The following is a 20,590-nucleotide window of genomic DNA, read 5'->3' as shown; positions in this document are numbered from 1 at the left end:
CGGACAGGTCCTAGAACGGGTGTACGCCCACCGGGACGGCCGGCGGCGGTCCGTAGCCCTCCGCGACGCGCTGGTGGTAGGTCGCGCGGTCGATGACTTCCAGGCCGACGGTCTCCCAGGGCGGCAGGCCCGCCGTCGAGCGGTGCTCGCCCCACAGCCGCAGCGCGATGGCGGCGGCGTCGTGCAGGTCGCGGGCCTCCTCCCAGTAGCGGATCTCCGCGTGGTCGGTGGCGTACCGGCTGGTGAGCAGGAAGGGGTGGTCGTGGGCGAGCTGCTCCAGACCGCGTCTGACCTCGGTCAGCGGGGTCTCGGGACCCGAGACGCTGAGCGTGACGTGCCACAGCCGGGATATCGCTCGTTCGGCGGGATGCGCTTCCCGCTGCTGATTCCCGTCGATGTCCCCGTCGATGTCGTCACTGATGTCGTTGCCGACGCTGACCAGCGTGCGTTCCCCCGTACCCCTGGTCAATGGCCCTGGGCGCCCTCGTCTCACCGGCGGCCTCCCTGTGGGTTGCGTTCCGCGAGCGCCGTCCGCACCGGTAGGCGCTGACGACTCCTCCGCATCAAAGTTGACCAGGCTCCGGCGGGCCGCGGGGGTGTTTTCGGCAAGAAGGCCCGAACCAAGGTCCTGAGGAGATCCCCGGACATTGACCGGGGAGTCAAGGGTTCCGGGGGCTCAGGGGCGCAGAAGTACCAGGTCGTCACGGTGGACGACCTCGCGTTCGTAGGCGGGGCCGAGTTCGACGGCGAGGTCGCGGGTGGAGCGGCCGAGCAGCCGGGGCAGTTCGCGGGCGTCGAAGTTGACCAGTCCGCGGGCGACCGCGCGCCCGGCCTCGTCGAGCAGGTCGACGGGGTCGCCCGCGACGAAGTCGCCGTCCACGGCGGTGACCCCGGCGGGCAGCAGCGAGCTGTGCCGCTCGGTGACCGCGCGGACCGCCCCGGCGTCCAGCCGCAGCGCGCCGCGCGGGGTGGAGGCGTGCGCGAGCCACAGCAGCCGGTCGGCGGAGCGTTTGCCGGTGCGGTGGAAGTGGGTGCCGGTGGGGCGCCCGGCCAGCGCGTCGGCGGCGTGCACGGCGGAGGTGAGGACGACGGGGATGCCCGCCTCCGCGGCGATCCTGGCGGCCTCGACCTTGGTGACCATGCCGCCGGTGCCGACCCCGGCCCTGCCCGCGCTGCCGATGGTGACGCCCGCCAGGTCCTCGGGTCCGCTGACCTCGGTGAGCAGGGTCGCGCCCGGCGTCCGCGGGTCGCCGTCGTAGAGGCCGTCGACGTCGGAGAGCAGGACCAGCAGGTCGGCGCGGACGAGGTGGGCGACGAGGGCGGCGAGCCGGTCGTTGTCGCCGAAGCGGATCTCGTCGGTGGCGACGGTGTCGTTCTCGTTGACCACCGGGAGGGCGCCCATGGCCAGCAGCTGGTCGAGGGTGCGGTAGGCGTTGCGGTAGTGGGCGCGGCGGCTGACGTCGTCGGAGGTGAGCAGCACCTGGCCGACGCGGACGCCGTAGCGCGCGAAGGAGGCGGTGTAGCGGGCGACGAGCAGGCCCTGGCCGACGCTGGCGGCGGCCTGCTGCCTGGCCAGGTCGCGGGGGCGGCTGGCCAGGCCGAGCGGGGCGAGTCCCGCGGCGATGGCGCCGGAGGAGACCAGGACGATCTCCTTGTCCGGCCGGCCGGACGGTCCCGCGCCCGTGCCTGTCGCCGCACCTGTCCCCGTGCCTGTCCCCGCGCCGCGGACCGAGGCCAGGACGTCGACGAGCGCGTCCACCCGGTCGGCGTCCAGTCCCCCGGCGGCCGTGGTCAGCGACGACGAGCCGACCTTGACCACGACCCTGCGGGCCTCCACCACGTCCTGCCGTGCCGTTGTCACGTACGTCCCTCGTATCGCCGCTGTCACGCCTGTCCCGAACCGGCGGCCCCCGGCCGGTGCCGGGTCAGGGCGCAGGGTGCTGGAGCTGCCAGGCCGCCCAGGCCGAGGTGACCATCGCGCGCACGTCGTACTGGGCGCTCCAGCCCAGCTCCCTGCCGATCGCCTCGGCGGAGGCCACGACACGGGCCGGGTCGCCCGCGCGGCGCGGGGCCAGTTCGGGTTCCAGCTCAGTGTGACCGGAGACCTCGCGGATCAGGTCGACCATCTCGGCCACCGAGACGCCCTGGCCGCTGCCGATGTTCAGCACCAGCGACGCCTCGGGGTCGCGGGTCAGGCGGCGGGCGGCGGCCAGGTGCGCGCCGGCCACGTCCTGGACGTGGACGTAGTCGCGCACGCAGGTGCCGTCGGGTGTCGGGTAGTCGGTGCCGAAGATCAGCGGGCGGCGGCCCTGCGAGATCCGCTGGAAGACCAGCGGGACGATGTTGGCGGCGCCGCGGTCGCCCAGTTCGGGCGCGGCGGTGCCCGCCACGTTGAAGTAGCGCAGCGACGCGGTGGCCATGCCGTGCGCCCGGCCGACGGCGGCGATCAGCCACTCCCCCGCGAGCTTGCTCTCGCCGTACGGGCTCATCGGCGCGCAGGGCGTGTCCTCGGTGACCAGTTCGACGTCCGGCATGCCGTACACCGCGGCGGAGGAGGAGAAGACGAAGCGCCGCACGCGCGCGTCGACCGCCGCCTCCAGCAGGGTCTGAAGGCCGGTCAGATTCTCCCGGTAGTAGAAGAGCGGGCGCTCGACGGACTCGGCGACCTGCTTGCGGGCCGCGATGTGCACGATGCCCTCGACGGCGTGCGTGGCCAGCACGCGGTCGAGCGCCGCCCGGTCCAGGACGCTGGCGCGCTCCACCGGCACTCCGGACGGCAGGCGTTCGGTGTCACCGGCGGTGAGGTCGTCGAGAACGACCACCTTTTCGCCGCCGTCCACCATCGATTTGACGACATGCGATCCGATGTATCCGGCTCCGCCGGTGATCAGCCAGGTCATCGCCCCAGTCTAAGGGCTGTCCCGCGGTGAATTCAGGGGCGTTCGACCGGCACGCGGTCTAAGGTCTGTCCGACCCCTGACCTAGACTCGCCGCGTCCGAACCGGACGGGTCTTCGCATCGGGTTCGGCATTCATCACACTCACATCCCAGGGGGGAATGTGTCCGAAGCACAGCCGGTGCGCTTTTCGAAGCGCCGCCGCCTCGTCGCGGTGTGCACCACCGGTGTCCTCGCCCTCGGCGCTCTGGCGCTGAGCACGAACGCGCAGGCCGACAGCGGCCCGCAGCACAGGATCACCCGGCCGACGGCCCCCAGCGGGCCCGCGCCGACGCTCACGCTGCCGAAGCAGGCCAAGCAGTACTCCTCGAAGGCGGCGGCCGGGCCGCTGCGGTACGACCCGGACGGGGACGGCGTCCTCGATCAGCTCTACCGGGGCAACAACCGGCACTACTACAACTCGCTGGCCACCGAGGACGTGGACCTCGGCGCCAGCAGCGACGGCACCCTGTACAAGGACGTCCTCACCCCGGGCAGCCTGGACGGGCAGGGCACCGGCGTCCTCGCGGTGACCAACTCGGGCCGCCTGTCGTACTTCCGGGCGGGGAGCTTCCCCAACGGCGGCGCGCAGTGGACCGGCACCGGCTGGTACGTCTACAACAAGCTGGTCGCGACCGACGACATCACGGGGGACGGCAAGCCCGACATCGTCGCGCGCACACCGGCCGGACAGCTCTATCTGTACGAGGGCACCGGCAGCGCTTCCGCTCCGTTCAAGAGCAAGGTGCTCATCGGTCCTGGCTGGAACCAGTACGACCAGCTCACCAGCCCCGGTGACATGAACGGCGACGGCATCAGCGACCTGGTCGCCCGCAAGACGGACGGCACGCTGTACTTCTACGCCGGTACGGGCAACGCGTCCGCGCCGTACGCGGCCCGCGTCGCCATCGGTCCCGGCTGGAACGCGTACAACCAGCTCCTCGGCGGCGGTGACGGCTCGCTCCTGGCGAGGGCCACGAACGGCGCTCTCTACTTCTACCGGCAGAACGGCGCGGGCGGTTTCGCGCCCAAGCAGGGCGGCGGCAACAACTGGAACGTGGAGCTGTTCGCGGGCGCGGGCGCCAACCCGGCCTACGGCAAGAAGGAGCTCTACGGGCTGTCGACCGGCGGCACCCTCTACTGGTACTACACCAACAACAACGGAACGCTCGCCGCGCGCCAGCAGGTGAGCGACCCGGGCGGCTGGGCGGGGTACACCAGCTTCGCGCTGGCCTCCTCGCTGGGTGACTACGGGTACGCCGACCTGCTGTTCCGGGACGGCACCAACCTGTGGAACCTGGAATCCGACATGAGCAGCCCGCTGGCCACCGGCTGGGGCGGCTACAACCTCATCCTCGGCCCCGGCGACCTCAACGGTGATGGCAAGGGCGACCTGCTGGCCCGTGACACCTCGGGCAACCTGTACCTCTACCGGGGCCAGGGCAACGGCACGGCGCTGACCGGCCGCCTGCTGGTCGGTCCCGGCTGGGGTGCGTACAACGCCATCGTCGGCGCCGGTGACTTCACCGGTGACGGCCTGGCGGACATCGTCGCGCGGACCGGCGACGGCACGCTCTACCTGTACAAGGGGACGGGCGTCAGTTCCCGCCCGTTCGAGACCCGCGTCAAGATCGGCACGGGCTGGAACCGCTACAACAAGCTGGCGTCGCCGGGTGACATGGACGGTGACGGCCGCGCCGACCTGCTCGGTGTGGACGCCAGCGGCAATCTGTTCAGCTACAGCTCCACCGGCACGGGCCAGTTCAAGGCCCCGGTGAAGCAGGGTCCCGGCTGGAACGGCTACAGCCGCCTGTTCTGATCCGGCACCGCTCCACGCACGGCGAGGGGCGCCGCACCTGTCACGGTGCGGCGCCCCTTTCCTGTGCGCGCTTCCGTCCGCGCCCCCTGGGGGCACGCACCCCTACCGTGTGGCGAGTTGGGTGAACGTGCCGGTGCCGTGGACGCGGGTGACGCCGGGAGTGGCGGTCACGGTGAAGGAGACCAGCGCCGTACGGTCGGTGCCCGCGGGCAGGACGGCGGGGCGGCCGACGGCGAACGGCGCGGCCGGGGCGCTGCTCGTGGCGGCGGCCGGTCCTGTGCGGTATTCGCCGTGCACCAGCAGGGCGTTGCCGAATTCGGCGCGCACGGCCAGCAGCGGGTCGGCGCCGTCGCCGCTCTTGCCGCCGAGCAGCGCGAGCGGGCCGAACCCCGCGTCGCGCACGGCGGCCACCGGGGTCCAGCGGCCGTGCCGTCCGGCGGTGAGGCGTTCCACCGCGATCTCGGCGGTCTCCGGCCTGCGGAAGGCCAGCAGCAGCGAGCCGTCGGCGGCGGTCACCACTTCGGGCACCTCGCCGGGCACGCCGGTCTGCCGCAGCGGGCGGCCGACCAGTTCGGCGCCGGCGGTGGACTGCGTCCACTGGTACACCGACCGGTGGCCCGCGGCGAAGACGTGGATCCGGCCGTCGTGGTCGACGGTCGCGGTCAGACCCTCCTGGACCTGGCCGCCGGCGAGCTTCTGCCAGTCGGACCACTGGCCCTTGGTGTCGCGGACGCGGGTGCTCAGGCCCTTGGAGGCGTTGCGGACGAAGACATGGATGCGGCCGTCCTTGCCGGTCACGGCGGTCGGCGGGCCGACCCGACGGCCGCGGACCGGATTCGCCTCGGGGTTGCCGAGGCTGCGCCAGCCGCGGATCGGCCCTTCGGCGGAGCTGTGTGAGCTGTCGCTGTGTGAACTGTCGCCGTGTGAGCTGTCGGAGGAGGCGGTGGCGCCGCCGGTCTGCTGGTCGAGCAGCACGATCTCCCGCGTGTTGCCCTCGGGCGCGCCCGACAAGCCGGAGAAGCGCAGGCCGAAGAGCAGGTGGTGGCCGGCGCGGTCGGTGACCACGCTCAGCGCGGGGGCCAGCGGTCCGCCGCCGAGGTCGTGGGGCGCGCTCCACTGCCCGCGCCCGGCCCCGGTCTCGGTCCAGCGGGCGGCGCGGGTGCCGAGCACGCCGTACACGGTGAGCACGCCGTCCTTGGCGGCGACCGCCTGCGGACCCGAGGTCGGGTAGCGGTAGTGGGTGCTGCGCACCCAGCCGCGCGGGGACTTGAGCGCGTCGCCCTGGCCGACGCCGTAGTCGCCGCAGCCGCCCACGTCGCCGCACTTCCAGTCGGGGGCGCCGCCGTACACGTCGAGCACCCCGGCCTTGAAGCGGACCGCGGCCTGCGGGAGATTGTGCGGCCAGCGCTGGTTGTAGTAGCCGCGGTATGCCTCGGTGAGGAAGGTCGGGACCGGGCCGCCGCTCGCCGCGGCCTTCTCCGTCCACTGGGCCATGGCCCGCCAGGTGAACAGCGCGGTGGCGGTGTGGTCCCGGTGGTCGGAGTAGCCGCCCTGGTCGCTGCCGCGCGGATTGTGCGCGTTGTGGATCTGGATGTCCGGGTCGGGGTCCATGGTGCGGATCAGCGTCGGCCGGAAGGTGGTGAACAGGAAGGCGAGGGTGTCGATCAGGGTCTGCCGGTCGAAGCTGTGGATGCCGCGCACCGGTCCGTCGGGCAGCGGCACCGTGCGTACCGTCCCGCCGTCGGCCCACAGTTTGTCGATGCCGAGGGTGCCGCCGCCGCGTACCGGGGTGTGCATGTCGATCCGCAGGAAGACCAACTCGGCGCGCCTGCCGTCGTGTTCCAGGACGTCGACCTCGGCGGCGCCGCCGTGGGGCAGCGCCAGCGCGGTACGGGTCCACGGCGCGAAGATCTCCGCGCCGAGCATCCGCGCGTACGCCTGCCGCAGACCCTGCTGCCGGGCGGAGACGTACGCGGGTACGTTCGCCAGCGGGCGCGGGCCGCCGGGGGCGCGGTTCACGCCGAAGGAGTCGCCGCTGGTGACGTAGACCGAGACGACCGGCACATGGCGCTCGATGGTGGCCGCGGTGTCCGGGTTCATGAAGTACAGGTCGTCGTCGGGGTGGGCCATCACCTGCATCACCAGCGCGGTGGTGGGGGTGCCGAAGGTGACCCGGGCGACGGCGGGCAGGACGCCGCCGGTCGGCGGGGCGCCGAAGGAGACCGGTGCGGCCGTCGCCTTGGCCGAGGTGCTCGTCTGTCCCGTACAACCCGCGACCGTGACCGCCGCCAGTGCGCCCGCCATCGAACCCACCACGACCCGGCGTCCGGGACCCCTGCTTTCCTGTTCCAGCATTCGGTCCAACGTTCCGGCTCCGTTCACCTCTCGTGTGATCATTTCGACCACCCGCAGCGCAAGAGGGACATTTATGGGCCGGGGTTTCTTCCGTTTGGCGTGACCGTCGTCACACGCTCGGACACGGCAGATGCCAGAAGCAAAGTCCGAAAAGATCCGTAATGTTCCCGCCTGGTCGGACGACGTCGCAAGGTAAGCGCGAGGTAAGCCCGAAGTACGCCGGAAGAGGCCCGCGGAGGCGTCCGACGGCCGGGTGGAAAACAGCCAAACACCATGGAAACGACGAACTTGCTGATCTTTGGCATCCTTGAAACGATGCGCTGACCCAGAGTCGGCCCACAGACGAGACGAGAAACGGGAGTCAGGACCACCGTGAGTGATTCGCTCTTGCCCTACGCGGTGGGCGCGGCAAAACGCGCGCGTTCCGCGGCGGTGCGAGTACGCCGCAGGGTTGAGCGGATGCACACCGTGCCCGCGCTCGGCACCGGAGTACGCCCGCGCCCGCTCCTCCAGACCGTTCACCTGTCGGTACTCGGCGGACGGACACTGAACGTCGCGGTGCCCTTCCCGCAGCGCCCCGAGGGACTGGCCGCCGCCCGGCTGGAGTTGATCCGCGGCAACCGGCGGCTGAGCGTGGACCTCGTCACGGAGGAACGGCGCGACGGCTCGCTGCTGCTCACCGCGACCACCCCGCTGCTGCACGCCGGTCCCACCGAACGCGACACCCGCGGCCTCGTGATGGACACCGGTGTGTGGCGGTTCGCGGTGGTGACCACCGACGGCGGCGGCCGGGAGACCCGGTCCGACCTGTCCGCGCCGGTGCCCAGCACCATGGACGGCCCGACGCTGCCGACCTCCCCCTCGACGTCCAGCGGCGCGGTCTTCCGGCCGGTGCGCTCCGTCGACGGCCGGGCGATGCTCAAGGTGGCCGCCCCCGCGCAGCAGGCCGAGCTGATCTCCTTCGACCTGCGCTGGGACCGGATCACCGTGCGCGGACGGCTGATCGCGGGCCGCCACCCGGTGCCGGAGTACACCGTGGAAGCGGTCCGCCGCGGCACCGCCAAGTCCGTACCCGCCACGCCCGTGTGGGACGGCGACGACTTCACCTTCGACCTGCCGCTGACGGCGATGACCGCCGGATCGCGCAAACAGCACACCTGGGACGTCCAGTTGCGCGCCGGGCGCACCCGGCTCAAGCTCGCGCGACGGCTGACCCACGTACGCCACCCCAAGCAGGTCTTCCGCACTCCGTACAGCATCATCGCGCTGGAGAGCGGATCCCTGACACGTGTGCACGCCCACCTGACGCCGAGCGGCGCGCTGGCGGTCGCCTGCGCCGCCTTCGGGACTGCCGCCGCCGGAACCAACGAGGACGCATGAAGATCACATTTCTGCTCACCTGGGGCGACGCGATGGGCGGCACCGAGATGGCCGCCTACACCCAGGCCGCCCATCTCGCGCCACTGCACGACGTCGAGGTGCTCAGCGTCTTCAGGACGGAGTCCGAGCCCTTCCTCACCGAGGGCAAGTCGGTCAAGATGCGCTACCTGGTGGACCGTACGGGCAGCGTCCCGCGCCCGGTGCGCGCCAGTTCGCTGACCGACGAGGAATGCCTCGCCCTGGCCTCGCAGCCCAGCGAGCTGATCCCGCCGTCGGCCGAGCCGACCTTCGACCGGCTCTCGGACTTCGAGATGACGGCCGCGATCAGCAGGCTCGACTGCGACATCCTGATCACCACCACGCCCGCGCTGATGATGGCCATGGTCGAACTGGCCCCGCCGCGTGTGGTGACGCTCCACCAGGAGCACCGGATCTCGCAGTTGCGCGGCCCGACGGGCGAGCCGATGCTCATCCACGCGCCGCGCCTGGACGCGCTGGTGTCGCTGACCGAACTGACCACCAACTGGTTCGAGGAGTCGCTCGGCGCGTCCGCGCCGCTGCTCGCCACCATCCCCAACGCGATGCCCGAGGGCTACCGGCCGCGCTCCGACCTGGAGACCAAGGTCGTCATGGTGGCCGCGCGGATGATGCACGAGAAGGGCATGGACCTCGCGATCCGCGCCTTCGCGGAGATCTGCGAGGACCGCCCCGGCTGGACGCTGCGGATCTTCGGCGGCGGCCCCCAGCTCACCATGCTGCGCCGCCTGGTCGAGGGCTACGGCCTGCACGACCGGATCGAGATCCTGGGCCGCTCCCGGCAGCTCTCCGAGGAGTGGGCCAAGGCGTCGATCGCGCTGATGCCCTCCCGCTGGGAGGCGTTCGGCCTGGTCATGCTGGAGGCGTTCTCCGCCGGTGTGCCGGTCGTCGCCTTCGACAACCTCACCGGGCCCTCCACGATCGTGCGGCACGAGGTCGACGGGCTGATGGTCCAGTCCGACGACGTCAGTTCGTACGCCGCCGCCATGGCGCGGCTGATGGACGACGACGAACTGCGGCACGCCTACGGCAAGGCCGCTCTCGAAGGCGCCCGCGAGCGCTTCAACGCCGAGCGCGTCTCGGCGATGTGGGAGGACCTGTTCGCCCAGCTCATCGAGCGCCGCGACAGCCCCGAGCGGTTCAGCGACCGCGCCGACCGCGCCGCCCGCCGGATCGCCAACGGCGGCAGCCGCACCTTCGCGGTCGCCGCGCCGGTCAGCCGCCTCTCGCCGTCCAACGAGGAGCAGAAGGCCCGCGAGGTCATCATCCAGGCGCAGGACCGCACCCACCTGATCCGCTCCGGCGGCCGGGTCGCGGAGGTCAGGGACGACATCCCCGCGTGGAAGATGGCCCGGGTCAACCTGGATCTGGCCGCCGACGCGCTGGAGCACCACGCGATCCCGTACATCCTGCTGCGCGACACCGCGCCGGTCGGTCACCGGCTCGCGGTGCGCGCCGAGGACGGCCAGCGGGTGCTCGACGCGCTGGCCGAGGACCTGGCGGGCAAGCCGGTCTACGGCGAGCTGATGTCGCCTAAGGTCGCGGCCCCCGGCGCGGTGCTGGCCGAGCGGCTGCACAATGTCGGCGAGGTCAAGGGCGTACGGCTGTTCAAGCCGACCGTCTCCGACAGCCGCACCCTGCGCTACGGGCCCGCGTACGGCTGCCGGGTGGAGTTCTGGACCGAGGACGAGGACGGCTGGCGGGTCTCCCCCGGCGCCGCGACCGTCGCCGGACCGCGGCTGCCGGACCTGGAGCCGACGGGCAAGCTGACGGTCGGCGAGCGCGAGTACCCGTCGATCGAGGCGTTCACGGGCACGGATCTGATGTGGGACGTCGACTTCCCGGTCGACGTCGTCTACACCTGGGTCGACGACACCGACACCGCCTGGCGCGAGCGCCGCGACGCCGCCCGTACCGCGGCGGGGCTGCCCACCAGCGGCGCGGAGGCCGGTGACGTACGCTTCCGCAACCGCGACGAACTGCGCTTCTCGCTGCGCTCGTTGGCCACCCACGCGCCGTGGGTCCGGAAGATCTTCCTGGTCACCGACGACCAGACGCCGTCCTGGCTGAAGACCGAGCACCCCGGCATCGAGGTGGTCAGCCACCGCGAGATCTTCGCCGACACCGACCTGCTGCCGACGTTCAACTCGCACGCCATCGAGAGCCAACTGCACCGCATCGAGGGCCTGTCCGAGCACTTCATCTACGTCAACGACGACGTGTTCTTCGGCCGCCCGCTCAACCCCGACATGTTCTTCCACAGCAACGGCATGTCGAAGTTCTTCCGTTCGCCGACCTCGATCCCGATCAGCGAGATCTCGGACGACGACGAGGGCTACTTCGTGGCCGCCAAGAACAACCGCAGGCTGCTCAAGGACGCCTTCGGCCGGGTCGCCACGCACGGCTTCCTGCACGCGCCGCACCCGCTGCGGCGCAGCGTGCTGGCCGAGATCGCGGAGCGCTGGCCGCAGGAGACACGGGCGACGTCCGCGAACCGCTTCCGCGGGCGCGACGACCTGTCGATCACCTCGTCGCTCCACCACCACTACGGGTTCCTGACCAGCCAGGCCGCGCCCGGCTCGATCTCCTGCGGCTACATGGACATCGGCGACTACCTGCACCACAAGCAGCTCACCCGGCTGCTCACCTCGCGGCACCAGGACGTCTTCTGCATCGGCGAGTCCGCGGACTCCGAGGTGCCGGTGGAGGAGCAGGACCGGGTGCTGCGCGCCTTCCTGAGCGCGTACTTCCCGGTCCCCTCCCCCTACGAGCGCTGAACCTGCCCTGTTCTCAGCGCACTTCCCGGTCCGTGTCCTTCTCGAAGGGGCTCGGCACCGGGAAGTACGCGTCGAGGAACGGGGTGATCAGGTCCTTCTGGCCGGTCGCGTCGTTCTCCGTCGAGACCGTGTCGTTGATGCAGAAGACGGTCTTGTCGCGGTTGGCGAGCAGCCGGCCGAGCCGGGTCTCGGTCCACGGGTGGGTCAGGTCCAGGTAGGTGTACGGCAGGTCGCTGGACGGGATCGCGCGCCTGGTGTGGAAGGCGTAGTAGTGGTGCAGCGACGAGGCGATGGAGATGTCGTCCATGCTGCGGAAGTGGCTGGACTCGGTGTGCCGGTACTCGGCGGCGAACTCGTCCTCGATCTCGTCCAGGACGCTGCGCCGCAGGGCGTGCGGCATGTGCTTCATCTTCTGCACGAGCACCGCGCCGTAACGCTCCTCGATCAGCCGCCGGTTGTTCTTCCCGGCCGCCGCGACCGGCGGGTCGGCCTCCGTCTTCTCGCCCAGCGGCACCAGCGCGGGTGAGGGGAAGAACTTCGTCAGGCCGTTGGCGAGGAAGAAGTCCTGCGGCGTCACCTCGTTGCCGAGCAGCACGTCGTCGTTGAAGTACAGGAAGTGCTCCGACAGGCCCTCGATGTGGTGCAGTTGGCTCTCGATGGCATGCGAGTTGAAGGTCGGCAGCGAGCCGGGCGAGCGGAAGATCTGCCGGTGGCTGACCACCTCGATGCCGGGGTGGTCGGTCTTCAGCCAGGACGGTGTCTGGTCGTCGGTGACCAGGAAGATCTTCCGGACCCAGGGCGCGTACATGTGCAACGAGCGCAGTGAATACCGCAGTTCGTCACGGCTGAGGTAGCGCGCCGCGTTGGCCGCCTCGTCGTGGTACGCCTCGCCGGTGAAGTCCGCGCGGCGGCGCAGCCACGCCGGGTCCGCGCCGTCCACCCAGGTGTAGACGACGTCGACCGGGAAGCGGATCTCGCCGGTGGTGTGGATCGCGAAGTGCTCGCGGGTACGGACCTCGAAGCGCGGGCCCGCGCCGGTGTCGCGCGGCGCGAGGTCGGTGAAGAACGCCTCGGGCGCCTGCACGGTCTTGGCGTCGGCCGGGACGGCATCGGCGAATTTGCCGGGGCGCGGCGCCACGAGCGCGCCGTCCTCCTCGCGCCAGAACTCGATGTCGCAGCCGTAGCGGGTGCCGAGCGCCAGGCCCTTGCTCTCGTCGGTGCGGTACCAGGTGAGGCGGAAGACCCCGGCACCCGTCAGACGGCGCCAGGACGGCTGCTCGTAGCCCGGCAGCGACTCCTCGGGCACCGGGGAGTTCCCCTTGACCGCGGTCACGTAGCCGGGCTCCTCGGCGCACAGCGCGGTCAGCGCGGCGAGCACCGCCTCCCGGTCGCTCTCGTGGACGGCCACGGCCGAGGCGGTGTGCGAGCGGCCCCGTACGCAGAAGTGGTCGAGACCGGCCGCCGACAGGCAGCCGAGGACCGCGTCGAGGTTGGCCCTGCGGGCCGCCAGCGGGGTCACGCCGGGGACGATCAGCGCGACCTTCGCCTCGCGGTTGACCGTGATCACCGTGCGGTCCGGACGGTCCACCAGCGCCTGGTGGCGCTTGCCGACCCTGGCCGCCCTGGCCCGCTCGGCGGCGGCGGTCGCGCCCGCGATGCGCAGCTTCACCTGCTTGCGCAAGTCCGAGTCGACGCGGGAGGCGATCTTCCGTCGGGCGCTCTCCGGTACTGCTCGTCGGTAGACCCCCAGCAGTCGGGGTGCCTCGGGATTACGCACGGCGGGCGGCTCCTCATCGATTGCGGGGCCCGCCGCGACGCGGGCCGTTGACGTACGACGACGGCCCGCACGGTGGTCCGGGCCGATACCTCAAGTATGCCTTGCGTTCTCCAAGGGGCCGCGTGCGGTATACCCGCGCGGAACTCGGATGGGCGCACCGGAACATGTGATGCGGAATCAGGAATTCGGTTGCCCATAGTTGGGTGAATTCTGCATTGAGCCTCATGGGCGCTTCGCATAACTTTCCCCGACGCCTTGTTCGGCGCCCAAAGCAGGGCCACAGGCCGTCCTACGCTGACGCAGAGCGTGCGGGATCACGTGCGGGATCACGTGCGGAATACGCGTGACGGATCCGCCCGCAGACCGCGCTCGCCCTGCATCCGCGTACGGCGCCGAAAGTGATCTCATGCGACTGTCGATCGTAGTTCCCTGCTACAACGAAGAAGCCGTGATCGAGCTCTTCGACGTACGCATCCGGGAGACCCTCACGGCGCTCTCCGTCGATTACGAGCTGTGCTACGTCGACGACGGCAGCTCCGACCGTACGCTGGAACGGCTGCGGGCCCTGGCCGAGAACCGCGAGGCGAGCACGCGATACGTGTCCTTCAGCCGGAACTTCGGCAAGGAGGCGGGCATCCTGGCCGGGCTCAAGGAGACGACCGGGGACGCGGTGGTCGTGATGGACGCCGACCTCCAGCACCCGCCGGAGCTGATCGCGCGCATGCTGGAGCTGCACCGCGCCGGGCACGACCAGGTGATCGCGCGGCGCACCCGCGAGGGCGACAAGAAGCTGCGCACGGCCGCCAGCCGGCTGTACTACCGGATGATCAACAAGTGGGTGGACGTCGAACTGACCGACGGCGTCGGGGACTTCCGGCTGCTGTCGCGGCGCGCGGTCGACGCGCTGCTCGCCATGCCGGAGTACAACCGCTTCTCCAAGGGCCTTTTCTCCTGGATCGGCTTCGACACCGTCACGTTCGACTACCGCAACGCCGCGCGTGAGGCGGGCGAGACGAAGTGGCACTTCGGCGCGCTCATCAATTACGGCATGGACGGGCTGATCTCGTTCAACAACCGGCCGCTGCGGCTGGCCATCTATCTCGGAATGGCGCTCAGTGCCATCGCGGCGGCGTATGCCGTGGTCGTCACCGTCATGGCGATGATCAAGGGGCCTGACGCGCCCGGTTATGTGACGCTGCTCGTCGCCGTCGTCGGTCTGGGCGGGCTCCAGATGCTGATGCTGGGGTTGATAGGCGAGTACATTGGGCGCATCTACTACGAGACCAAGCGACGGCCGCACTTCCTGGTCAAGGAGACGAACGCGCCGCGGGCCTTCGGGGTGGCACGGCAGGCCGGCGCCGCACCGACGAGCGCGTCGCTGCCCCGGATGGAGATCCGTTGAGCCTGGCAGGCACCCGCTCACCGCAACTGCTCCAGATCGTGCGGTTCGCCCTCGTGGGCGGGGTCAACACCGCCACCTTCTACGGCTTCTACCTGGCCCTGCACCCGTGGATGCCGTACTTCGCCGCGTACACCCTGGCGTTCGTGCTCAGCATGATCGGGTCGTTCTTCCTGAACACGTACTTCACGTACCGGACGCGGCCCACCTGGCGGAAGTTCCTGCTCTTCCCGCTGACCAACCTGACCAATTACGTGGTCACGAGCGTCGGCGTCTACGCCCTCGTGGAGTGGGCGGGCATGAACGACAAGATCGCCCCGCTGGCCGCCGCGGCAGCCGCCATCCCCTTCACCTACCTGCTGAGCCGCCGCATCCTCACCCCGGCCCCCGCGGACGTCAGCGCGTAAGGAGTCACCCCCTCACGCGCTGACCCGGGCGGCTACTTGAACGGGTCGAAGCCCTGGTACTCCTCTTCGGCGTCGTCGCGCTCGGCCTGCTTGTCGCGGCGGCGGGTGACGGCGGCGCGCGGGGCGTCGAAACGGTGATCCTCGCCGCGGCGGCCGAGCATTTCGGCGCCGGCGGCCATGCTGGGCTCCCAGTCGAAGACGACGGCGTCCTCGTCGGGGCCGATGGCGACGGCGTCGCCGGCGTTGGCGCCGGCCTTGAGGAGGGCGTCCTCGACGCCGAGGCGGTTGAGACGGTCGGCGAGGTAGCCGACGGCCTCGTCGTTGGAGAAGTCGGTCTGGCGCACCCAGCGTTCGGGCTTCTCGCCGTGCACGCGGTACAGGCTCTCGCCGTCGTGGGTGACGGTGAACCCGGCGTCGTCGACGGCCTGCGGGCGGATGACGACGCGGGTGGACTCCTCCACCGGCTTGGCGGCCCGCGTCTCGGCGACGATCTTCGCCAGGGCGAACGACAGCTCGCGCAGCCCCTCGTGGGAGACGGCCGACACCTCGAAGACCTGGTAGCCGCGGCTCTCCAGCTCCGGCCTGATGATCTCGGCGAGGTCGCGCCCGTCGGGCACGTCGATCTTGTTGAGCACGATCAGCCGCGGCCGGTCCTCCAACCCGCCGCCGTACGCCCGCAGTTCCTCCTCGATGATGTCGAGGTCGCTGGCGGGGTCGCGGTCGGACTCCAGCGTCGCGGTGTCCAGCACGTGCACGAGCACCGAGCAGCGCTCGACGTGCCGCAGGAACTCCAGGCCGAGGCCCTTGCCCTGGCTGGCACCGGGAATCAGACCCGGTACGTCCGCGATCGTGTAGACGGTCGAACCGGCCGTCACCACACCGAGGTTGGGCACCAGCGTGGTGAACGGGTAGTCGGCGATCTTCGGCTTGGCGGCCGACAGCACCGAGATCAGCGAGGACTTGCCCGCGCTCGGGTAGCCGACCAGCGCCACGTCGGCGACCGTCTTCAGTTCCAGGACGATGTCCCGCGCCACGCCGGGCTCGCCGAGCAGCGCGAAGCCGGGCGCCTTGCGGCGAGCTGAGGCCAGCGCCGCGTTGCCGAGGCCGCCGCGACCGCCTTGGCCCGCGATGAAGGTGGTGCCCTGGCCGACGAGGTCGGCCAGCACATTGCCGTCCTTGTCCTGCACCACCGTGCCGTCTGGCACCGGCAGCACCAGGTCCGTACCCTCCTTGCCCGACCGGTTGCCGCCCTCGCCGGGCTTGCCGTTGGTCGCCTTGCGGTGCGGGCTGTGGTGGTAGTCGAGCAGCGTGGTGACGTCCTGGTCGACGACGAGGATCACGTCGCCGCCCCGGCCGCCGTTCCCGCCGTCGGGGCCGCCCAGCGGCTTGAACTTCTCCCGGTGAACGGAGGCGCAGCCGTGGCCTCCGTTACCCGCGGCGACATGCAGCTCGACGCGGTCCACGAAGGTGGTCATGGCATTCCTCCAGATACGTACGGGGTGGTGCGGGTGTGCACGGGGTGGTGCGGTACGCGCGCTTTCACGCGTTCCAAGACGTAACACGCCGAGGGCGGCCCCGCTTCCCTGGTCGGGAAGCGAGGTCCGCCCTCGGAGGTGAAACTGTGTCGCTCTACGGTGCCAGGTGACTGAGCAGTCAGGCGGCCGGAACGATGTTCACTACACGACGCCCACGCTTGGTGCCGAACTCGACCGCACCGGCGGAGAGGGCGAACAGCGTGTCGTCCTTGCCGATGCCGACGCCGGAGCCGGGGTGGAAGTGGGTGCCGCGCTGGCGGACGATGATCTCACCGGCGTTGACGACCTGGCCGCCGAAGCGCTTGACGCCGAGCATCTGAGCATTGGAGTCGCGCCCGTTCCGAGTGGACGATGCGCCCTTCTTGTGTGCCATCTCTCCTCAGTCCCTTACTTCGCAGCCGTGGGGATGCCGGTGATCTTCAGCGCCGTGTACTGCTGGCGGTGACCCTGGCGACGGCGGTAGCCGGTCTTGTTCTTGTAGCGCAGGATGTCGATCTTCTGGCCCTTGTGGTGGTCCACGATTTCGGCCTCGACCTTGACACCGGCCAGCACCCACGGGTCGCTGGTGACGGCCTCGCCGTCGACGACGAGCAGCGTCGAGAGCTCGATCGCGTCGCCCACCTTGCCCGTGGGAATCTTGTCAACCTCAACGATGTCGCCGACAGCCACCTTGTGCTGACGACCACCGCTACGCACGATTGCGTACACGCGGATCTCACTCTCTCGCTCTTGAAATCGGACCCCTGATGCCAGCCGTCCCGATGGTGCGCGGGGGGCCTCTCCCGGCGGACCGGGAGGGATTTGCTCAGAAGTGGGCGCACAAACGCCGAAGGTCAAGACTACGGAGGGCCTCCGGCCCGGTCAAATCCGCTATGGTGCCCCGCCGCGAGACCCGCGCCCCTGCGGGGCACAACGCGCGTGGCCCGCGCCCGGGGCAGGGCGCGGGCCACGCGGGGCCGGACTACTCGGAGGGGGCGGCCGACTTCTTGGCGGCGGCCTTCTTCGTGGTCGTCTTCTTGGCCGCGGCCTTCTTCGTCGTCGTCTTCTTGGCGGCGGCCTTCTTCGTGGCGGCCTTGCGCGGGGCCCGCTTCTTGGGCTCCGCGTCAGCGGGATCGGCGGCCAGGGCCTCGGCCGGGACGACCACGACGGCGGCGTCGTCGGCGCCGGACGGCGACCCGGCGGGAGCCGTCACCTTGCGCGTGGCGCGACGACGGGCGCGCGCCGGGGGCTCCGTGGAGACCTCGGGCTCAGCGGCGGCGGCGTTCTCGACGGGGGCCGGTGCCGGAGCGGGTTCGGCGACGACCACGACAGCGGCGTCCTCCGCGCCGGACGGCGACCCGGCGGGAGCCGTCACCTTGCGCGTGGCGCGACGACGAGCGCGCGCCGGGGGCTCCGTGGAGACCTCGGGCTCGGCGGCCGGCGCCTGCTCGACGACGGGCTCGCTGACCGGGACGACCACGACGGCCGGTTCCGGCTCGTGGTCGGCCGCGGGCGGCGCGCCCGCGGGCGAGGTGGCCTTACGGGCACCGCGCCGCCGGGAGCGGCCACGGCTGCCGTGGGCGGCGGCCTCGGCCTCGGCCGCGGTGCCGAACCACTCCTCCTCGGGGTCGCCGACGGTCGGCACCAGCTCGGCCTCGCCGACCTCGATCGGCTCCAGCTCGGGCAGTTCGTCGCCCGAGTCGGTCGAGTCGGCCTCGTCCGCGTCCGCCTCCAGCACGTGCTCGTGGTCGTGGCCGTCGCCCGCCGCGCCGGCGTTGCCGGACTTGCCGCGCCGCTTGCGCTTGCCGCCGCCACCGCCGGTGGTGGTCGCCTGGTCCATGTGGACGATGACGCCGCGCCCGTTGCAGTGCACGCAGGTCTCGGAGAAGGACTCCAGCAGGCCCTGGCCGACCCGCTTGCGGGTCATCTGCACCAGGCCGAGCGAGGTGACCTCGGCCACCTGGTGCTTGGTCCGGTCCCGGCCCAGGCACTCCAGCAGCCGCCGCATGACCAGGTCGCGGTTGGACTCCAGGACCATGTCGATGAAGTCGATGACGACGATGCCGCCGAGGTCCCGCAGCCTGAGCTGGCGGACGATCTCCTCGGCCGCCTCCAGGTTGTTGCGGGTGACGGTCTCCTCCAGGTTGCCGCCCTGCCCGGTGAACTTGCCGGTGTTGACGTCGACCACGACCATCGCCTCGGTCTTGTCGATCACCAGCGAACCGCCGGACGGCAGCCACACCTTGCGGTCCAGCGCCTTCAGAAGCTGCTCGTCGATGCGGTACGTCGCGAAGACGTCGATCTCCGAGGTCCAGCGCGACAGCCGGTCCGCCAGGTCGGGCGCGACGTGGGTGACGTACTCGTGGATCGTGCTCCACGCCTCGTCACCGCTGACGATGACCTTCGAGAAGTCCTCGTTGAAGATGTCGCGGACGACGCGGACGGTCATGTCCGGCTCGCCGTAGAGCAGCGTCGGCGCGTTGCCGCTCTTGGCCTTCTTCTGGATGTCCTCCCACTGCGCCTGGAGACGTTCGACGTCGCGGCGCAGCTCGTCCTCGCTGGCGCCCTCCGCGGCGGTGCGGACGATGACGCCCGCGTCCTCGGGGACGATCTTCTTGAGGATGGTCTTCAGCCGGGCCCGCTCGGTGTCGGGGAGCTTGCGGCTGATGCCGGTCATCGAGCCCTCGGGCACGTACACCAGGTAGCGGCCGGGCAGCGAGACCTGGCTGGTCAGGCGGGCGCCCTTGTGGCCGATCGGGTCCTTCGTCACCTGGACGAGGACCGGCTGGCCGGACTTGAGCGCGGACTCGATACGGCGCGGGCCGTTGCCCATGCCGAGCGCCTCGAAGTTGACCTCGCCCGCGTACAGGACGGCGTTGCGGCCCTTGCCGATGTCGACGAACGCGGCCTCCATGGACGGCAGCACGTTCTGCACCTTGCCCAGGTAGACGTTGCCGACGTAGCTGGTGGCCTGCTCCTTGTTGACGTAGTGCTCGACGAGGACGTTGTCCTCCAGCACGCCGATCTGGGTGCGCTCGCCGTTCTGCCGGACCACCATGACGCGCTCGACGGCCTCGCGGCGCGCCAGGAACTCGGCCTCGGTGATGATCGGCACGCGGCGGCGGCCCTGCTCGCGGCCCTCGCGACGGCGCTGCTTCTTGGCCTCAAGACGCGTGGAGCCCTTGATGGACTGCACCTCGTCGGCGCCGGTGCCGCCAGCGGACTCCGACTTCTGCCGCGGCTCGCGGACCTTGACGACCGTGCGCTCCGGGTCGTCGCCGCCGTTGGCGGAGTCGTCGGCGCCGGAGTCGGAACCGCGACGGCGACGGCGCCTGCGGCGACGGCTGGTGCTGGAACCCGAGCCGTGGTCGTCGTCGTGCGCCGACTCGTCGGCGGAGTCCTCCTCGTCGTCGCTCTCGGACGACTCGTCCTCGTCGTCGGAGGACGCGGCGTCCTCGTGCTCGCTGGACTCGCCCCGGCGACGGCGGCGGCCACCGCGGCGGCGACGGCGGGACGGGCGGTCGTCGCCGTCGTGCTCGCCGTCGGCGTCCGCGTCGTTCTCCTGCTCGTCGTCCGCGTCGGTGTCGGTCTCGGCCTCGGCCCCGTCGACGGCGGTGGCCGTGGCGGCTTCTGCGGTCACCGGCTCCGCGGCGGAGCCGCCACGGCGACGGCGACGGCGGCGCGGGCCGCTGTCCCGCTCCTCGGTCTCGTCCTCGTCGGCGACGGCTGCGGCGGCTGCTGCTGCTGCGGGCTCTTCCGCGACGGCACCGGCCGCCACGGACTCGGCCGTCGGCGCCTGGAACACCGGCGGCTGGAAGACGGCCGTCGGCGGACGCGACGCCCTGCGGCGTCCGCGCGCCGGGCGCTCCTCGGTCCTGACCTCAAGGGTGATGGACGCGACGGGGATGCCGAACGCCTCGGCGAGGGCGGCCACCGCGTTGGCGTTCGCCTCCTCGACCGTCTGGCCGTAGCCGCGGATCTCGTACGCGTCGTCGACCTCGACGTTCCACTCGTCGCCGTCCTGGAGCGCCTTCCCGGTGTACTCGAAGCGCTCTTCCGCCGTGTCGTTCGCACTGGCGGTGACGGTGTCGTCCTCGGCCTCGTCCCGGGGCGCCAGCGCGCCCGGCTTCAGCCGCCGGGAGCCGTCGCCCGCGGAGAACGTCGCCGCCGGTGCTCCGGCCGTGCGCTTGC

Annotated in this window: 14 protein-coding genes; 5 read left to right on the top strand and 9 right to left on the bottom strand. The window is 71.2% G+C overall.

The window, feature by feature from the left end:
* Positions 1-10: 10 nt before the first annotated feature.
* The 3 genes from BGM09_RS20515 to galE form a co-directional block, all read right to left on the bottom strand.
* Positions 11-493 (bottom strand): hypothetical protein, encoded by a 483-nt coding sequence (locus tag BGM09_RS20515; protein WP_188283114.1) that lies wholly within the window; start codon positions 491-493, stop codon positions 11-13.
* A gap of 183 nt (positions 494-676) precedes the next feature.
* Positions 677-1,861, bottom strand: a complete 1,185-nt coding sequence (gene proB, locus BGM09_RS20510) for a glutamate 5-kinase (RefSeq protein WP_317452796.1) — start codon at positions 1,859-1,861, stop codon at positions 677-679.
* Positions 1,862-1,925: 64 nt separating this feature from the next.
* Positions 1,926-2,900 (bottom strand): UDP-glucose 4-epimerase GalE, encoded by a 975-nt coding sequence (gene galE / locus BGM09_RS20505; RefSeq protein ID WP_188283113.1) that lies wholly within the window; start codon positions 2,898-2,900, stop codon positions 1,926-1,928.
* A gap of 159 nt (positions 2,901-3,059) precedes the next feature.
* Between galE and BGM09_RS20500 the strand changes: the two genes are divergently transcribed.
* Positions 3,060-4,754: an FG-GAP repeat domain-containing protein gene (locus BGM09_RS20500; protein WP_188283112.1), complete on the top strand. Its 1,695-nt coding sequence runs from the start codon at positions 3,060-3,062 to the stop codon at positions 4,752-4,754.
* A gap of 102 nt (positions 4,755-4,856) precedes the next feature.
* Here the strand turns inward: BGM09_RS20500 and BGM09_RS20495 are convergent, their stop codons facing one another.
* The gene (locus BGM09_RS20495; RefSeq protein WP_188283111.1) at positions 4,857-7,109 is read right to left on the bottom strand and encodes a PIG-L family deacetylase; all 2,253 of its coding nucleotides are present in this window, start codon (positions 7,107-7,109) and stop codon (positions 4,857-4,859) included.
* A gap of 459 nt (positions 7,110-7,568) precedes the next feature.
* Between BGM09_RS20495 and BGM09_RS20490 the strand changes: the two genes are divergently transcribed.
* Both BGM09_RS20490 and BGM09_RS20485 read left to right on the top strand, forming a co-directional pair.
* Entirely contained in the window at positions 7,569-8,489 is a 921-nt protein-coding gene (locus tag BGM09_RS20490) for a hypothetical protein (RefSeq protein ID WP_223187340.1), read from the top strand.
* Complete coding sequence (locus BGM09_RS20485) at positions 8,486-11,302, top strand: stealth conserved region 3 domain-containing protein (RefSeq protein ID WP_188283109.1); 2,817 nt, start codon at positions 8,486-8,488, stop codon at positions 11,300-11,302. Before BGM09_RS20490 ends, BGM09_RS20485 begins: the two co-directional genes overlap by 4 nt.
* Positions 11,303-11,315: 13 nt before the next feature.
* Here BGM09_RS20485 and BGM09_RS20480 read toward each other — a convergent pair whose 3' ends face one another.
* On the bottom strand, positions 11,316-13,079 hold the full coding sequence (locus BGM09_RS20480; RefSeq protein WP_188283108.1) for a stealth family protein: 1,764 nt from the start codon (positions 13,077-13,079) through the stop codon (positions 11,316-11,318).
* Positions 13,080-13,485: 406 nt separating this feature from the next.
* Here BGM09_RS20480 and BGM09_RS20475 point away from each other — a divergent pair, with 406 nt between their 5' ends.
* Both BGM09_RS20475 and BGM09_RS20470 read left to right on the top strand, forming a co-directional pair.
* Complete coding sequence (locus tag BGM09_RS20475; RefSeq protein ID WP_188283107.1) at positions 13,486-14,481, top strand: glycosyltransferase family 2 protein; 996 nt, start codon at positions 13,486-13,488, stop codon at positions 14,479-14,481.
* Positions 14,478-14,885 carry a GtrA family protein gene (locus BGM09_RS20470; RefSeq protein WP_223187339.1) on the top strand — a complete coding sequence of 136 codons (408 nt, stop codon included), beginning with the start codon at positions 14,478-14,480 and terminating at the stop codon, positions 14,883-14,885. Before BGM09_RS20475 ends, BGM09_RS20470 begins: the two co-directional genes overlap by 4 nt.
* Before the next feature lie 32 nt (positions 14,886-14,917).
* On the opposite strand, the gene obgE is transcribed toward BGM09_RS20470, so the two are convergent.
* The 4 genes from obgE to BGM09_RS20450 form a co-directional block, all read right to left on the bottom strand.
* Entirely contained in the window at positions 14,918-16,360 is a 1,443-nt protein-coding gene (obgE, locus tag BGM09_RS20465) for a GTPase ObgE (RefSeq protein WP_188283106.1), read from the bottom strand.
* A 178-nt stretch (positions 16,361-16,538) separates the two neighbouring features.
* Positions 16,539-16,793: a 50S ribosomal protein L27 gene (gene rpmA, locus BGM09_RS20460; protein ID WP_188283105.1), complete on the bottom strand. Its 255-nt coding sequence runs from the start codon at positions 16,791-16,793 to the stop codon at positions 16,539-16,541.
* A 14-nt stretch (positions 16,794-16,807) separates the two neighbouring features.
* On the bottom strand, positions 16,808-17,128 hold the full coding sequence (rplU, locus tag BGM09_RS20455) for a 50S ribosomal protein L21 (RefSeq protein ID WP_188283104.1): 321 nt from the start codon (positions 17,126-17,128) through the stop codon (positions 16,808-16,810).
* A 253-nt stretch (positions 17,129-17,381) separates the two neighbouring features.
* The coding region (locus BGM09_RS20450; RefSeq protein WP_188283103.1) for a ribonuclease E/G at positions 17,382-20,590 on the bottom strand (3,209 nt) is incomplete at its 5' end.

Origin of the sequence: Streptomyces sp. CBMA29 (genome assembly GCF_014596445.1) — a bacterium.
Classification (GTDB): Bacteria; Actinomycetota; Actinomycetes; order Streptomycetales; family Streptomycetaceae; genus Actinacidiphila.
The sequence above is the reverse complement of the archived record's forward strand: the minus strand, read 5'-3'. Positions and strand labels throughout refer to the sequence as shown.

Bases quoted from the DNA above. Each gene is read 5' to 3' on its own strand.
- galE (WP_188283113.1), bottom strand. From the start codon at position 2,900: ATGACCTGGCTGATCACCGGCGGAGCCGGATACATCGGATCGCATGTC.
- BGM09_RS20495 (WP_188283111.1), bottom strand. From the start codon at position 7,109: ATGCTGGAACAGGAAAGCAGGGGTCCCGGACGCCGGGTCGTGGTGGGT.
- BGM09_RS20490 (WP_223187340.1), top strand. From the start codon at position 7,569: ATGCACACCGTGCCCGCGCTCGGCACCGGAGTACGCCCGCGCCCGCTC.
- BGM09_RS20485 (WP_188283109.1), top strand. From the start codon at position 8,486: ATGAAGATCACATTTCTGCTCACCTGGGGCGACGCGATGGGCGGCACC.
- BGM09_RS20475 (WP_188283107.1), top strand. From the start codon at position 13,486: ATGCGACTGTCGATCGTAGTTCCCTGCTACAACGAAGAAGCCGTGATC.
- obgE (WP_188283106.1), bottom strand. From the start codon at position 16,360: ATGACCACCTTCGTGGACCGCGTCGAGCTGCATGTCGCCGCGGGTAAC.
- rpmA (WP_188283105.1), bottom strand. From the start codon at position 16,793: ATGGCACACAAGAAGGGCGCATCGTCCACTCGGAACGGGCGCGACTCC.